This window comes from Calothrix sp. UHCC 0171, assembly GCF_034931845.1.
Taxonomy (GTDB): domain Bacteria; phylum Cyanobacteriota; class Cyanobacteriia; order Cyanobacteriales; family Nostocaceae; genus Brunnivagina.
Genome location: NZ_JAYGHN010000003.1, coordinates 18,102 through 34,407 on the forward strand (window position 1 = coordinate 18,102; position 16,306 = coordinate 34,407).

Annotated in this window: 9 protein-coding genes; 6 read left to right on the top strand and 3 right to left on the bottom strand. The window is 42.5% G+C overall.

All coding sequences use genetic code 11. The features are described 5' to 3' along the window. The first annotated feature begins 146 nt into the window (after positions 1 to 146). Positions 147 to 2,024, top strand: a complete 1,878-nt coding sequence (locus VB733_RS03555; RefSeq protein ID WP_323338742.1) for a DNA-directed RNA polymerase subunit gamma — start codon at positions 147 to 149, stop codon at positions 2,022 to 2,024. A 121-nt stretch (positions 2,025 to 2,145) separates the two neighbouring features. Beyond that, positions 2,146 to 6,195 (top strand): DNA-directed RNA polymerase subunit beta'', encoded by a 4,050-nt coding sequence (locus VB733_RS03560; RefSeq protein ID WP_323338743.1) that lies wholly within the window; start codon positions 2,146 to 2,148, stop codon positions 6,193 to 6,195. Between the two features lie 121 nt (positions 6,196 to 6,316). Here the strand turns inward: VB733_RS03560 and VB733_RS03565 are convergent, their stop codons facing one another. Next, positions 6,317 to 7,945: a cellulase family glycosylhydrolase gene (locus VB733_RS03565; protein ID WP_323338744.1), complete on the bottom strand. Its 1,629-nt coding sequence runs from the start codon at positions 7,943 to 7,945 to the stop codon at positions 6,317 to 6,319. Between the two features lie 1,203 nt (positions 7,946 to 9,148). On the opposite strand from VB733_RS03565, the gene VB733_RS03570 reads away from it, so the two are divergent. From VB733_RS03570 to VB733_RS03580, 3 genes are all read left to right on the top strand, one after another. Continuing rightward, positions 9,149 to 9,298, top strand: a complete 150-nt coding sequence (locus tag VB733_RS03570) for a hypothetical protein (protein WP_323338745.1) — start codon at positions 9,149 to 9,151, stop codon at positions 9,296 to 9,298. A 230-nt stretch (positions 9,299 to 9,528) separates the two neighbouring features. After that, complete coding sequence (gene hisD, locus VB733_RS03575; protein ID WP_323338919.1) at positions 9,529 to 10,848, top strand: histidinol dehydrogenase; 1,320 nt, start codon at positions 9,529 to 9,531, stop codon at positions 10,846 to 10,848. 166 nt (positions 10,849 to 11,014) lie between these two features. Next, positions 11,015 to 11,890, top strand: coding sequence for a Tab2/Atab2 family RNA-binding protein (locus tag VB733_RS03580; RefSeq protein WP_323338746.1), 876 nt, complete (start codon positions 11,015 to 11,017; stop codon positions 11,888 to 11,890). Between the two features lie 489 nt (positions 11,891 to 12,379). Here VB733_RS03580 and VB733_RS03585 read toward each other — a convergent pair whose 3' ends face one another. Together VB733_RS03585 and VB733_RS03590 are read right to left on the bottom strand one after the other, a co-directional pair. Beyond that, the gene (locus tag VB733_RS03585; RefSeq protein ID WP_323338747.1) at positions 12,380 to 13,363 is read right to left on the bottom strand and encodes an SPFH domain-containing protein; all 984 of its coding nucleotides are present in this window, start codon (positions 13,361 to 13,363) and stop codon (positions 12,380 to 12,382) included. A 151-nt stretch (positions 13,364 to 13,514) separates the two neighbouring features. Then, complete coding sequence (locus VB733_RS03590) at positions 13,515 to 13,943, bottom strand: NfeD family protein (RefSeq protein WP_416336286.1); 429 nt, start codon at positions 13,941 to 13,943, stop codon at positions 13,515 to 13,517. 246 nt (positions 13,944 to 14,189) lie between these two features. Here VB733_RS03590 and VB733_RS03595 point away from each other — a divergent pair, with 246 nt between their 5' ends. After that, on the top strand, positions 14,190 to 16,190 hold the full coding sequence (locus tag VB733_RS03595) for a protein phosphatase 2C domain-containing protein (protein ID WP_323338749.1): 2,001 nt from the start codon (positions 14,190 to 14,192) through the stop codon (positions 16,188 to 16,190). Positions 16,191 to 16,306 lie beyond the last annotated feature (116 nt).

Below are 16,306 nucleotides of genomic sequence, written 5' to 3' on the forward strand. Positions count from 1 at the left end.
TGTCAATATGTACTAAATCACACTTACAAAGCGGTTACGGTTGATTACGTCCACCTACTGAAACAACTAAATACTCCTCACAACACGCTATTTAGCGTGTGCTTAAAGAACTTATCTAAGTAAGTAAGAAATCAGTAATACAAAATATGAGACCAGGTCAAAGCAACCAATTTGATTACGTAAAAATCGGCTTGGCATCGCCCGAACGGATTCGTGTCTGGGGCGAGAGAACCTTACCTAATGGTCAGGTAGTTGGAGAAGTTACCAAGCCAGAAACTATTAATTACCGGACTTTAAAGCCCGAAATGGATGGGCTTTTCTGTGAGCGTATTTTTGGTCCCGCCAAGGACTGGGAATGTCATTGCGGTAAATACAAACGAGTCCGCCACCGTGGTATTGTTTGCGAACGTTGCGGTGTGGAAGTTACGGAATCACGAGTGCGCCGCCACCGCATGGGTTACATTAAACTGGCGGCTCCAGTTGCCCATGTTTGGTATCTCAAAGGTATTCCCAGTTATATTGCCATCCTGCTCGATATGCCTTTGCGGGATGTAGAACAAATTGTATATTTCAACTCCTATGTTGTTCTCAGTTCCGGCAATGCGGATACATTAACTTACAAGCAATTACTGAGTGAAGACCAGTGGTTGGAGATTGAAGATCAAATTTACGCTGAAGATTCCCAATTAGTTGGGGTTGAGGTGGGGATTGGAGCAGAAGCATTACTACGCTTGCTAGCTGATATTAATTTAGAGCAGGAAGCAGAAAATCTCCGTGAGGAAATTGGTACTGCGAAGGGTCAAAAACGGGCGAAGTTAATTAAGCGATTGCGCGTAATTGACAATTTTATTGCGACTGGCTCCAAACCAGAATGGATGGTAATGACAGTTATTCCCGTAATTCCTCCCGATTTACGCCCGATGGTGCAGTTAGATGGGGGACGATTTGCCACTAGCGATTTAAATGACTTATATCGCCGCGTGATTAACCGTAACAACCGTTTGGCACGTTTACAGGAAATTCTCGCTCCGGAGATTATTGTCCGCAATGAAAAACGGATGCTACAAGAAGCCGTTGACGCACTGATTGATAATGGTCGTCGTGGGCGGACTGTAGTTGGCGCAAATAACCGTCCCTTGAAATCCCTGTCTGACATTATCGAAGGTAAACAAGGTCGTTTCCGTCAAAACTTGCTTGGTAAACGGGTAGACTACTCCGGTCGTTCTGTAATTGTCGTTGGACCCAAATTACACATCCACCAGTGTGGATTGCCAAGAGAAATGGCGATCGAATTGTTCCAACCGTTTGTGATTAATCGGTTGATTCGCAGTGGCATGGTGAACAATATTAAAGCTGCAAAAAAATTAATTTCCCGTGCTGATCCGCAGGTTTGGGATGTTCTCGAAGAAGTAATCGAAGGACACCCAGTCATGCTCAACCGTGCGCCAACACTACACCGTTTAGGTATTCAAGCATTCGAGCCGATTTTAGTAGAAGGTCGCGCGATTCAATTACATCCCCTCGTATGTCCGGCGTTTAACGCAGACTTTGATGGAGACCAAATGGCAGTACATGTGCCCCTGTCATTGGAATCGCAAGCCGAAGCTCGATTGTTGATGTTGGCTTCCAATAATATCTTGTCTCCTGCTACTGGTAAGCCGATTATTACCCCCAGTCAAGACATGGTTTTGGGAGCTTATTACCTGACAGCCGAAAATCCTGAGGCAAGCAAAGGTGCAGGCAAGTATTTTGCCTCATTAGACGATGCAATTATGGCATTTGAACAGGGTCAAATTGACTTACATGCCTACGTATTCGTGCGATTTGATGGTGAGGTAGAATCCCCCGAAGCTGATCTAGAGCCATTGGAAGAGACTAAAAACGACGATGGCACTATCACCAAAATGTATAAATTCCGCCGTGTCCGTGAAGATGCTCAAGGAAATTTATTGTCGCAATACATACGTACTACACCCGGTCGTGTTATCTACAATAAGGCGATTCAGGAAGCATTAGCAACTTAGGGATGAATGCTGGTTGTTGAGTGCTGAGTATTATTTTACTCAGTATTCCGCACTCAAATTCATCAAAAACTATGTACGCTACTCAACACTCATAACTCATAACTCAGCACGAATTTAAAGTATGACTAATGAACAACATGTTTTCCGGAATCGCGTAGTTGATAAAGGTCAATTGCGAAATTTGATTTCTTGGGCGTTTATCCATTATGGAACAGCGCGGACGGCGGTAATGGCGGATAAGCTCAAAGATTTAGGTTTCCGTTATGCGACAAGAGCCGGGGTTTCCATCAGTGTCGATGATTTGATGGTACCTCCATCGAAGCGAAGTTTATTGGATGCGGCGGAAGCAGAAATTCGGGCGACAGAGGAGCGTTACCAACGGGGTGAGATTACTGAGGTTGAACGTTTCCAAAAAGTAATTGATACCTGGAATGGTACTTCGGAAGCCCTCAAAGATGAAGTGGTGCGTCACTTCAAGAGCACTAACCCCCTTAACTCGGTATACATGATGGCGTTCTCTGGGGCGCGGGGTAACATCTCTCAAGTACGTCAGTTGGTAGGAATGCGCGGACTGATGGCGAATCCTCAAGGGGAAATTATTGACTTACCAATTAAAACCAATTTCCGTGAAGGTTTAACAGTAACTGAGTATATTATTTCTTCCTATGGCGCGCGTAAAGGCTTAGTAGATACGGCGTTACGTACAGCCGACTCCGGTTATCTCACTCGCCGTCTGGTGGACGTATCTCAGGATGTAATTATTCGGGAATTTGATTGCGGTACAACACGAGGTATTCCCATCCAATCAATGAAAGATGGTTCTAAGGTTTTGATGAACCTGGCAACTCGGTTGATGGGAAGGGTAGTAAATGTAGATGTTGTACATCCCAAAACCGGCGAAATTATTGCCCCTCGTAACACCCCGATTTCTGATGATTTAGCCAAAGAAATCCAAAAAGCTGGGGTTGAAGAAGTGATTGTCCGATCGCCTCTAACTTGTGAAGCGGCGCGATCAGTTTGTCAACATTGTTATGGTTGGAGTCTGGCACATGCCAAGATGGTTGACTTAGGGGAAGCGGTAGGTATTATTGCTGCCCAAAGTATTGGGGAACCAGGAACCCAGTTAACCATGCGTACCTTCCACACTGGGGGGGTATTTACAGGCGAAGTCGCCAAACAAGTGCGATCGCAAACTAATGGGACTGTGAAAATTCCTCGTAAACTACGTACCCGTCCTTACCGGACACGCCACGGGGAAGATGCTCTGTATGTAGAAATGAACGGTACTATGACCGTCGAGAATAGCGAAACTGGTACGGAACAAATTGATCTTACCCAAGGTTCGACACTATATATTACTGACGGTCAGAAGGTTAAACAAGGGCAGTTAATCGCAGAAGTGGCATTGGGTGGTAAGACTACTCGTGTAAATACAGAGAAAGCAGTAAAAGATGTAGCATCAGATTTGGCTGGGGAAGTAAAATTTTCGGAAGTAGTTGCCGAACAAAAAACCGATCGTCAAGGTAATACAACGACTACAGCTACCAGAGGTGGACTGATTTGGATACTTTCAGGTGATGTATATAATTTACCACCTGGTGCGGAACTGGTTGTGAAAGAAGGCGATAGTGTCGTTACTAACGGTGTATTGGCGGAAACTCAACTAACAACAGTCCACGGTGGTGTAGTTCGTTTACCGGAAGTGCAACCTGGCAAGAGTACCAGAGAAATTGAGATTATTACCGCATCGGTGGTACTCGACCAAGCAACGGTGACAGCGCAAAGCACTCAAGGTCGTAATAACTACTTGGTAACGACACTGAATAACCAAGCTTTCAACTTACGAGCTACACCAGGAACAAAAGTACAAAATGGTCAGGTGGTTGCCGAATTAATTGATGATCGCTACCGTACTACGACAGGTGGTTTGCTGAAGTTTGCCGGTGTAGAAGTTCAGAAAAAAGGTAAAGCAAAACAAGGGTATGAGGTTGTCCAAGCTGGTAGCTTGTTGTGGATTCCCGAAGAAACCCATGAAGTCAACAAAGATATTTCACTGCTATTGGTGGAAGATGGTCAGTTTGTTAATGCTGGCGACGAAGTTGTCAAAGATATCTTCTGTCAAAATAGTGGTGTCATTGAAGTCACCCAGAAAAACGACATTTTGCGTGAAGTTGTGGTCAAACCAGGCGAATTGCTAATGGTTGATGATCCGGAAGCAGTCATGGGACGCGATGGAACTTTTATCCAACCAGGCGAAGAGTTGATGGGACAAGTTGCCACCGAACTACGTTACATTGAGTACGTAGAATCTCCCGAAGGTCCAGCACTGTTGAGCCGTCCTGTAGTTGAGTTTGCCGTCCCTGAACAGCCAGATGTGCCATCAACTACATCTGTAAGTCAGCAAACAGGACGTTCGATTCAATTGCGGGCAGTACAACGCTTACCATATAAAGATTCTGAGCGAGTTAAGTCGGTTGAAGGGGTAGAATTACTCCGGACTCAGCTAGTATTAGAAATTGAGCAAGAAGCTGAACATGACCATAATGCCTCGCCCTTAGCAGCCGATATCGAGTTAGTTGTCGATGACAATGACCCAGATATTCAACGCTTACAATTGGTAATTTTGGAATCACTGGTAATTCGTCGTGATATTTCCGCAGATGCGACCCAAGGCAGTACCCAAACCAACCTGGAAGTTGAAGATGGGCACACAATCACTCCAGGGTCAGTTGTGGCACGAACTCAAATCCTATGTAAAGAAGGTGGTGTAGTTCGAGGCATACAAAAGGGCACGGAAGCAGTACGCCGTTGTTTGGTGTTACGAAATAGTGACGTGTTTATTGCCAACAGTAAAGACCAACCCAAAGTCAAAAAAGGCGACTTGATTGTTGAGGGTAGCGAAATTGCCCCAGGTGTCTTTGCAGAAGAATCAGGTCAAGTTGTAGAGGTTTTGAGTGGTGCAGGTGCTGCTACAAGTGACTCAGCTTTGGCAACACAAGGATATGCAGTGAAAGTACGGATTGGTCGTCCTTACCGCGTCAGTCCCGGTGCAGTGCTGCAAATCGAAGATGCTGGCTTGGTACAACGGGGTGATAACTTAGTATTACTGGTATTTGAACGAGCCAAAACTGGGGACATTATCCAAGGTTTGCCGAGAATCGAAGAATTACTCGAAGCCCGCAAACCAAAAGAAGCTTGTATTTTGGCAAGACGCAGTGGCGAGGTGAAAGTCGTTTACAGCGATGGAGATGAGGCGATCGCCATTAAAGTTATGGAAGCAAATGGCGTTGTCACTGACTATAATCTTGGACCAGGACAAAACTTGATTATCTCCGATGGACAACAAGTGGAAGCCGGACAGGTAATGACCGACGGTCCTTCTAACCCCCACGAGATTTTAGAACTCTTCTTTAATCTCGGTCACGAAGATGGTATTTATGCTTGTGCGAGTGTCGCTTTACAGCAGGTACAAAGCTTCCTGGTTAACGAAGTGCAATCCGTATACCAATCCCAAGGTATCGACGTAGCCGACAAGCACATCGAAGTAATCGTGCGGCAAATGACCTCGAAGGTGCGCGTTGATGATGGTGGGGACACGACTATGCTTCCAGGCGAGTTAGTGGAATTACGCCAAATCGAACAAGTCAATGAAGCAATGGCAATTACTGGTGGGGCTAGGGCACAATATACACCCATGCTACTCGGTATCACCAAGGCATCTTTGAATACTGATAGCTTCATTTCAGCAGCATCATTCCAAGAAACCACAAGGGTACTTACCGAAGCTGCGATCGAAGGAAAATCAGATTGGCTACGCGGTTTGAAGGAAAACGTGATTATCGGACGTTTAATTCCTGCTGGTACAGGTTTCAATGCCTATGAAGAACCGGGTATAGTTGATGACTACTCCACGGAATTAACTAGCAGCGTTTTGGACGAAGTGGACGACCCACTCGATATGGTACTTGACGATCGCACCGCTCGCAGCTACAACTTAGATTCTCCAAGCCTTGCAGTTAGCGATTCTAGTTTTACCGCTAGAACTAATGGTTCTATCATTGATGATGATTACATAGTTCCTGAAGTTAGCGACCTCGTTGATGAAGATGATTACGAGGAAGTTGATGAAGTCGATGAAGTTGATGAAGATGATGAAGATGATGATTATTAACTAGAAGTTAGGAGTAAGGATTTTATTTCTAATACTCACTACTAGCAACTAGCAGTTTTCATAGTCTTAATTTCCAGTAAATCAAGCGTTCTTAATTTAACTTAAGAACGCTTTTTATCTTTTAATTAATATTAATTTCCACCTGTTTTGGCAGGTAATCACCACTATTTAATTTCTGGGCACAAAAACCAATATCAAAGCCTTGCTTTGGCTCAATTGCTTTGCCCCAATCTAAGGGAGTAACAATATATTGGCTCTTTCCTTCTTGTTTAAAAGTTGCATTCCAAGACTGATTAATTGCAGCATTACTCATACTAAATCTCATCTGCCAATTCTTAATTTGACGATTGCCAGAATTTGCCACTTTGAAAGTAACACAAAATCCAGATTCCCAATCAGAATCGATATTAGTCACCACTTTTATTGGCTGAGATAAAGCCAATGGGGAAGCAGGAGACAAAGTAGGGGAACTATTGACTACTGGTGTATTGGTTTGGCTGGGTAATATCGTTGCTACTGGTGGTGCCGATGGGGGAGAAAACTTGACGGGCAAAATTTTGGAAAGTAATACTTGTTTTGGGACATCGATTGATTGCCAATCATCAAGTAAAATTCCACCTGTATCTGAACTGTTAGGATTCCAACTCCAATAAGCAAAACTTAAATTTTTTTCACGAATATAATTAACAAACTTATTTTGCCAAATCCCTTCTTTGGATTTACTATCTACTTGTCTACCACCAAATTCGCCAATCCAGATGGGAGCAATTTTTTGCCGAGCAATATAATAAAAACCTGTTTCCCAACGTTGTGTCAAATTTTGGGGAAAGTTTTTATCATCAAAATACGGTTTTTTAAATACACCTTCGCCATACTCATGGGGGGAATAAACTAATTTATTGCGTCGTGATAAACGAACTGGGTAGCGCTTGACACCTTCTAAGTTGCCACCCCACCAATGATGGGTAAGTTTTTGTCCGGGAACGTTGTTCTCAATCCCTTCGACAATAATTAGCCAGTTAGGATTGATACTGAGAATTGCATTTCCGGCACGCTCTGCTGCGAGTCGCCAATCAGTTGCCAAATCATTAGTCCCCCAACTAGCTTTACCGTGGGGTTCATTTTTCAAATCTGCACCAACTATATTTCTTTGGTTTCTATAATGTTTTGCTAACATTTGCCAAGTATCAATCCAGTCGGCTTCGCTAAAACCGTCACCATACCACAATTCCGGAATACGCTTGTCGCTGAGACGATGACTATCCAGTATTACTAGCAATCCCTGGCGCTCGGCTTCTTTAACTACCAAGTCCATGATTTCTAGGGGTGTTTTTCCCTCAAGTTCTTTGTTGCTGCCGATAGTGTAGTCGATTCCAGAGGTGTTTGTGCTGCGTAAAGCCTCAACTGAGTAAGGTAAACGAATTGTGTTATATCCCAAGCTTTTGATTTGGGAAAGCATTTCTTTATAGTCGCGTTTCCATAATCCGTGAGGTGCATGTGTCTCACTTTCCATCCCAAACCAGTTCACACCTCGGAATAATAATCTGTTGCCTTGAGCATCAATAATGTTGGCGGCACTGGTTGATAATGGTGGCTGAATACCTTGATATGCAAATACTGCATCATTTTGATTAGCGATCGCTAATCTTAGCAAAAATCCGCCCAAGAACACAACTAACGCGACAACAAGTAAAAACAGGCGTTGGTAAAACTGAATTCTTCGCCGTTTCATTTTTGGGATAAATGGCATAAATTTTTACTTTGCTTGTGGAAAAATTTTTTCAGGGAACATGCTTATTGCATTGATTACTCAATCTATCTGCAATTCTTTTCCCATCATATGCGTCACATTTACAGTCGTCATCTTTGAAGTATTTAAGCTGTCGATAATTGGAAATTATTGTCGAATTGGCACAATTGAGAATGAATGGAATTGGGATTTTTTCTCTGAGCAACTTATTTTTCTAGCTAAATACCTATCTCTCATGTAAAATAACCAAACTTCACCTTGATTTATAAATTTTTCTTGGTAGAATAAAGCATCATTGTCTGATGAGTTGATACTAATTCAGTTTCCAATAGGTAAAATATATTGCCAACAATTAGTTACTTACATAACAAATAAAGTATTTTTTGTCATCGCTTTTATTGCCAGGAAAACTTAGAATAGTAAACATGCCATTGATTCGGTAGGCAAAACCAACCGGGAGTATCTCAAACAGATAGATATTAAATTTCCTCAATCAGATAGTCAGTAGATATAATATTGATGCTGAACCGTGCAGTAAACCATAAGTTGTTTGAGACAAACATATCTCAATAGACGCAGAGATTTGGAAAACTGTTTCCATCTGCAAATATGAAAAATAATTTTCAATTTATTCGCTTCTGTCTATTTTACATATAGCTCTTAGAGGAAATAAAAGTGATACATCTCTAGAACCATAGCGACAAGATTAACCATGATGAATAGCTATTTTAAGAGGCAAAAATGCGGTACATAAAAACTAAATCGCCAACTATTTACATAGCTGTGATTAGTATTATAATCAGCCAACTATTATTCTCTTGATTTACTACCGTCACTAGCCGAAAAATAGTGATTTTCTCTGTTTACTTCAGGAGAAAAATGAGAATGTCTCATAGTAGAGCTGAGAAGATAGAAAGGATTTGCCTAATTTTTGCAAGTAATTATTAAGCCCGTATGTTGAATGTGTTAACTAACCTGGAAATAGGTTAGAATTAATTATCATAGTAAAACATTACTTCTTCTTGCAATCTGCACCCAATTGGTGTCAGTTGTAAAAATGTAGTTCATCCCAATAAAGGCGATGCATTGCCAGAGGTAAGCATATGTAAACGGCTGAAGTATCAGAATAAAAAAGCTAGAAATTAAAAATGTCACATCTGTGCAACTCTGAACTAGTTAATTTGGGAAAATCAGCAACTGATAATGCTCTCTCGAATCTATAAGTCGCAAAGCTGCTGGATACTCATCCGCGATCGCTCTCATGGTTGTGTTTGTAGTTTTGCATCAATTGCAGCAACTGAAATTGATTATTTGAGTTTGGGCTTTAAGTTTCATCTGCAAGTGAGAACTTGATGTTTAAACCACTGATTTGAACAAATGATTGTTGATTGTTGAGAACTAATTACTAGCTGAGAATCATTTCCAGATACAATCATGCACAAAAAAGTCGTGGGAGTATCAAAAAAATCCAGGTTAAGCTAGAAAAGAGAAATAGTTGTGGCTCTCTTGTCTCCGTGAGACAAAAAGCTGACATCTTACATCTCAAACGGGAATATTCTTCAAGTTGGCATTGTCCTTACTCCATGCTGCGAATCATTAATCAGCAGGCAGACGTTCGAGCAGAACTTCAACGCATCTGCGATCGCACTCACGACGAACAGGTGCTTCACAAAGAAGCAACAGTACGGGAAGTGTTGCAAGCAGTCCAACGCCAAGGCGATAAGGCTGTATTGCACTACACTGCCGAATTCGACCATCACAGTTTTAAAGCAGATGAATTGCGGGTTACTGCTGCGGAAATTGATGCTGCCTACCAGCAAGTATCTAAACCACTAATAGCTAGTATTCAGCTAGCCTGCAAGCAAATCGAAGCCTTTCATCGCCAAAGAATCCCAAAAAGTTGGGTACATTTTGGTGATGATGAAGTTGTACTTGGCAAGCGTTATACCCCCGTAGACCGTGCAGGATTGTACGTCCCCGGTGGTCGTGCATCTTACCCCAGTACGGTGCTGATGAATGCAATCCCAGCAAAAGTAGCTGGTGTGCCGCGTATAGTCATGGTGACACCACCAGGAACTAGCAAAGGCATCAGTCCTGCCGTATTGGTAGCGGCAAATGAAGTTGGGGTCAAAGAAATTTATCGTATTGGCGGCGCACAGGCGGTTGGAGCGTTAGCATACGGGACGGAAACAATACCAAAAGTCGATGTGATTACAGGACCGGGAAATATTTACGTCACCCTCGCGAAGAAGTTGGTGTACGGTACTGTGGGCATTGATTCATTGGCGGGACCCAGCGAAGTATTAATTATTGCGGATGAAACAGCAAATCCCGTGCATATTGCGACCGATTTGTTGGCACAAGCCGAACATGATCCAATGGCGGCGGCAATATTACTAACAACCGATGCAGCGTTAGCCAAAAATGTCCAAGTTGCTGTAGAAAGGCAGTTAGTAGACCATCCACGTCAACTGGATACTTCCAAGGCGATCGCGCATTATGGTTTGATTGTTGTCGTTGAATCGCTCGAAATAGCTGCCGAGTTCTCAAATGAATTCGCACCCGAACATTTGGAGTTAGAAGTTAAAGACCCGTGGGGGTTATTGCCTCATATACGCCATGCAGGGGCGATTTTCTTGGGACATTCTACACCCGAAGCTGTGGGCGATTATCTCGCTGGTCCTAATCATACTTTACCAACTTCTGGTGCTGCTCGATATGCTTCCGCATTGGGGGTTGAAACTTTCCTCAAGCACTCTAGTATTATTCAGTATTCGCAAACAGCACTCGAAAAGGTTGCCAGTGCAATAGATACTTTAGCTACAGCCGAAGGTTTACCTTCTCATGCGAATTCTGTCCGTTGCCGAGTCCAGAAGGATGAACCCAACGAGCCAGAATTATAGGCAAGCAGGAAAAGCTTCATCAAATTCAACTCCTTCTTGTTTTTGGCGAGAAGGGGCTATTTTTTGATGTTAATGAATCTCGGTTTGAAGTTGAAGGTTTGTTAGCATGTTTTTTGCGCCGAGGGTGGAAATTTGAAGATAGCTAAATGTAAAAATTTCTAAAAATATGTTGACTTGGCAAGTAGATTTTTATCGCCGTCCTGATCATAAGTCTGATTCCTTAATTTTCTGGGATTTATTTATTTGTGATGTCACGGGAAGTTTTAGATATGAGGCTTCTTGTCCACAGTCGCAAGCGAATTCAAACTGGTTGACTTCGGAATTAGAAAAAGCCATTCAAAAAGCTAATATCGGGCAATTACCAACTACCATTCAAGTATTTCGTCCCCAGTCTCTCAGTTTAATTCAAACTGCAACAAAGAATTTAATTAGTAATTTAAATAATGCCAATAATTCAAATAATTCAAATATAAAAATTGAACTTGAAGCGACTCGCCGTACTCCAGAATTAAAAAAATGGTTGCAGGAAAAAGGCTATTCAATTGTTATAGATAGTCCTCCTCCCATACCATTACCAGAAAATCTTTGGGGTGAACAGTGGCGATTTGGGACAATACCAGCAGGAGATATCAGAGAATTTATTAGTCGTCCCATTCCTATTCGTGACGCACCGGATTTTCTTCTTCCCATGAGCTTAGGTTTATCCTCAGCCCAAGCAATTCCAGGTATTGTGATTTATGGTGGAAGGCGATCGATGCAAATTTCACGTTGGTTACAAGAAGTCAAGCCTGTAACATTAAATTATATTGCAGGTGCGCCCGATGGTGTCGTATTGGAAGCTGGGTTAGCTGAAAGGTGGGTTGTGGCGACTTTTGAAGATGAGGAAGTTACTAAAGCAGCTAAAAACTACGAGCAGAGAAAGCAGGAAGCTAGAGGGCTGCATTTTTTGCTAGTTCAACCCGATGATTCGGAAATGACTTATACAGGATTTTGGTTATTGCAGAAAGAAAGAGAGAGCGATCGCTCTTTACCTGGAAATTGATAGTATTTGCTGCTGACAAACATTTGTCTATAAGTTACTAAACACAGGACGACCTTTGATAATTGACCATTTTAATTTTGCCTTTTTGTAATGAACTGTGGCGCATTTAGTTTGTATAAGCGGATGTGCAGCTTAGTCGCTTCCCAAACTAAAATCTCCGAGTCAGTCTTGACCCAGAGATTTATATTCTCGCAAAGTTGCTTTACTATACTAGTAGTACAAAATACCGGAAACGAATCAACCCTTGATCTAGTACACAACGGCAGAAATAAGGCTACCATCTAAAATGGTTGAAAAGCTGATAAAACCCTGTTTCTTTCTTTTGCCTTTTGACTTTTACCGTTCACGTACTAGTTATACTGACTTACATCTGACTGCCTAGTACAGTACGGCGGAAATGAAGCAACCATTCTCAAATGACAAAAAGCTTCTGAAATAAGCTTTATTCCTTCTGCCTTCTGCCTTCTTACTTCTGCCTTCACGTACTAGTTACTTATTGATGGGAAATTGTACTCCATTTGCTTCGGTTGATGTATTGCCAGCGATTGCACGTATTCCTTCCAGAGTAGCAGGAATTGTGCGCGGGTCCATAAACATAACTTTGCTGCTGTCGCTTTTACCAATTACCGAAGCCATATCCAGATAACCCAGTGCTAACAAGATTTCTAAGGCTTGCTTTGCTGTGGGGTCATTTTGGATTTTTTGGGAAATAATATCGGTTGATTCGGCTATTGCTTGGGCTTTGAGAACTTGCTGTTGGCGTTCGGCTTGGGCTTTTAATATAATTGCTTTTTGTTCAGCTTCAGCAGCCAACACTACGGATTTTTGTCGCGCTTCCGCATCTAAAATTTGAGCATCAGCTTTACCACGGGCTGAATTGACAGCAGATTCGCGATCGCCTTCGGAAGTTAAAATAGAGGCACGCTTGCGACGTTCGGCTGACATTTGCAATTCCATCGATTCCCGCACCGCTTGGGAAGGGACAATATCCCGCAATTCTACCCGCGTTACTTTTACGCCCCAAGGGTCAGTAGAAATGTCAAGCTCGCGTAACAAAGTTTCATTAATTTCTGATCGGGCTGTAAATGTTTGATCGAGTTCTAATTGCCCCATTTCTGCCCGAATTTGGGTGAGAACCAAATTTATCATTGCCGATTGCAGATTTTCAACTTTATAGTAAGCCTTTTCCATATCGACAATACGCCAATAGACTACAGCATCAGCAGTAATCCCCACGTTGTCGCGGGTAATACATTGTTGTGGAGGAACATCTAAAACTTTTTCGCGAATCGTTTGCTTATAAACAATTTTATCTACGAAGGGCGTAATGAAATTTAAACCCGGATCGAGCTTCTTATTATAACTTCCCAATCTTTCCACCAAAGCTTCATCACCTTGGTTGATTACTTTTACCGAACTTGCTAAAACCGAACCACCTAAAACTAATGATATGAGAAAAGCAAAACCTTCCATTTTTTAATCTCCAAATATTCACGAGGGAAAGAGGAATGGGGAGATGTGGGAAGGTGGGAATATAGAGATGAGGAAAAGGGATGATTTATTGATCCGAATACATCTCCGTGTCTTTCCCTCTCTTTTTCTCTCCGTCACTCTTCCCCTCCGACTACCCGTTTAAAACATTTTGCGGCATGACAATTAATGTCGTACCTTCGCGTCGAACTATATAAACTGGTTCGTGGGCATCAATGTGCAATTTTTCATCGTCACACCTTGCCCGCCAAGAATTTCCTTCGTATAAAACCCTCCCTGGTTGTCCAGGTTGAATTTCGCTGATAGTTTCGGCAATTACTGCATCTTGTATTTTTGTGCGGCGGCGAGGTTTTGGTAGCAAGCGCTGGGAAATAAAAATCAACAGCACCGAAATTACTAACCAAAGCACCACCTGTAACCACAGTGTTCCTATTACTCCCGACAACAGCGCCACGATAAAAGCGCTCACTCCCATCATCAATTCCACAAACGCAGTCGGAAAAACTAGTTCACTCAAACACAGCAATACTCCGATGATTAGCCAAATTGACATTGCACTCATTGACATTGCACTCAATATAATGCCGTCTTAGACACTACATTCCCGAAAATACATTTCTATGCTTAGATACACTCATGTTCTCGCTATTTCCTGGAAAAACAATTCAGTAATATTACTTATTACAAATGTCAATTTTTAGAAACAAAACATGCATATACCTGAGTTTAATCTATCCTAAAAATCATATTTTTGAAAGGTAGTTGCAATCTTTTTACGTATTTCACTGTCTAAAAAGTTACAAAAATCATGATTACAACCGAGCGAATAATTAATTGTGTTAACCCCACCTGTTCCCACCCCATCAATTTTGCCGGCAGTCGTATTTGTGCTAATTGTCAAACTCCGATTGTGTATCGGCATATTTGGGCAATTGGGGAAAACTTATCTAAAATCCCTGTGGGGGAAATTATAGCCGATCGCTATGAAGTGCTTGGCTCACAAATTTGGCTGGATCAAAAACCGGGGGAAATGCCGGAAACCAAGGACGAAGTAGCAGATGAAATTATTCCCTATCTGCGGTTATATAGAATGCGATCGCATCTTCCCCAAGTATATGGTTTTGTTGATTCGCCGACAGAGAGTCCCGGCAAAATTACTTTACTGGAAAATACCCCTATTGATGAGAGTGGCAAACTCTATCCATCAATCAACGAAGTATGGGAAGAGGCAACCCCCGTGCGTCAAGTGTACTGGTTGTGGCAAATTCTGCAACTTTGGCAACCATTATCAGATGTACATGTAGAAGCGAGTTTATTTTTACCCAATAATCTGCGGGTACAAGGTTGGTGTGTACGCTTAATCGAATTAATGAACACATCACGCCTTCATACTCCTACAACCTCGCTACAAAGATTAGCTGCATCTTGGCAACCCTTAGTCGAAAAAGCACACCCATCAATTGCCGAACATTTGCAAAATATTCTGCGCCCAGTTCTCCAAGGTACTGGAAAATTAGCAGAAATTAGTCAGCAACTGAATTTGTTGTTACTTTCAGCCGCATCCGAATTTCCCCTGAATCTGACAGTAGCAGGGGCAACAGATATTGGCATCGAACCTCGGCAAAACGAAGACTCTTGCTTCCCCACCAATACTGACTCAATTGAAGACCCCTTATTACCACGGGTATCAATTGTCTGCGATGGCATTGGTGGGCATGAAGGTGGAGAGGTAGCGAGTCAACTCGCTGTGCAATCAATGAAGTTACAGATGCGGGCTTTGTTAACAGAAGTTGCACTCTCCAGCGAACCAGTGCCCCCGAACTTACTCCAACAACAAATTGAAGCGAGCCTGCGGGTTATCAATAACTTAATTTGCAACGCCAACAACCAGCAAAAGCGCGAAGGAACCCAACGTATGGGTACAACCTTGGTAATGGGGATACAAATTCCCCAACCTGTGGGATCAATAATGGGTTGGGATGCGGAAAATTCTCATGAGTTATATATTGCCAGTATTGGTGACAGTCGCGTTTACTGGATTACACGTGATAGCTGTCAGCAGCTAACTGTAGATGATGATGTGGTGGCGCGAGAAGTGCGATCGTGTCGGAGTATGTATCGTCAAGCACTTCAGCGTCCCGATGCCACAGCCCTGACACAAGCTTTGGGGACAAAGGAGGGTGAAAGTCTACGTATTGATGTACAGCGATTGATTATCGATGAAGATGGCGTGTTGTTATTGTGTTCGGATGGTTTGAGTGATAATCATTTGGTGGAGAGAAGTTGGCAAGATTTTGCTTTGCCTGTACTTAATGGAATCATGACGCTGGAAGATGCACTATATGCTTGGATCCGTCTGGCAAATCAAACCAATGGACATGATAATATTTCCCTAGTTATGACTTATTGTCGCGTCTCTCCAGAATATATTGTGGCGACACCTGCTGATGAAGAGTCCACACTGGAGATGGAGGAAAAAATTGTAACCGTTCCAGAAGTTGAGGTAGAGGTTACAGAGGAAGAATCCCAGATTACTGATAGCTCGCAAGCTTTACTTGATTTAGATTTGGATTTAGAGCTTCCTGAGGAAGCACCCATTTCTGAAACTACTCCTGTATCCGCAACCACTCAAAAACAAAATCGAAAAGGGGGCAAATCTTTAGTTCGACTCGTTGGGTTACTGGTGCTACTGTTAGGAGGCATCAGTTTGGGATTATATGTTTGGTGGCGTTACAATCCCCGTCATTTTCAGCAAATCTGTCGTCAACTGCCACCAAGTTTACAGCGCGTATGTCCGGGTGAGAAATGATGACGATCGCGGCAAAGAGGAAATTAGTTGCATAAGTTCAAGATGTATAAATATCTAAAACCACCTAAAAATCATCTAAAATCCCTCATGATGCGGTGTTGCTGACTTCCCCGAAA

Excerpts from the sequence above, each read along its gene's own strand:
- VB733_RS03595 (WP_323338749.1), top strand. The coding sequence starts at position 14,190 with ATGATTACAACCGAGCGAATAATTAATTGTGTTAACCCCACCTGTTCC.
- hisD (WP_323338919.1), top strand. The coding sequence starts at position 9,529 with ATGCTGCGAATCATTAATCAGCAGGCAGACGTTCGAGCAGAACTTCAA.
- VB733_RS03570 (WP_323338745.1), top strand. The coding sequence starts at position 9,149 with ATGCTCTCTCGAATCTATAAGTCGCAAAGCTGCTGGATACTCATCCGC.
- VB733_RS03560 (WP_323338743.1), top strand. The coding sequence starts at position 2,146 with ATGACTAATGAACAACATGTTTTCCGGAATCGCGTAGTTGATAAAGGT.
- VB733_RS03585 (WP_323338747.1), bottom strand. The coding sequence starts at position 13,363 with ATGGAAGGTTTTGCTTTTCTCATATCATTAGTTTTAGGTGGTTCGGTT.
- VB733_RS03555 (WP_323338742.1), top strand. The coding sequence starts at position 147 with ATGAGACCAGGTCAAAGCAACCAATTTGATTACGTAAAAATCGGCTTG.
- VB733_RS03590 (WP_416336286.1), bottom strand. The coding sequence starts at position 13,943 with ATGAGTGCAATGTCAATTTGGCTAATCATCGGAGTATTGCTGTGTTTG.
- VB733_RS03565 (WP_323338744.1), bottom strand. The coding sequence starts at position 7,945 with ATGCCATTTATCCCAAAAATGAAACGGCGAAGAATTCAGTTTTACCAA.
- VB733_RS03580 (WP_323338746.1), top strand. The coding sequence starts at position 11,015 with ATGTTGACTTGGCAAGTAGATTTTTATCGCCGTCCTGATCATAAGTCT.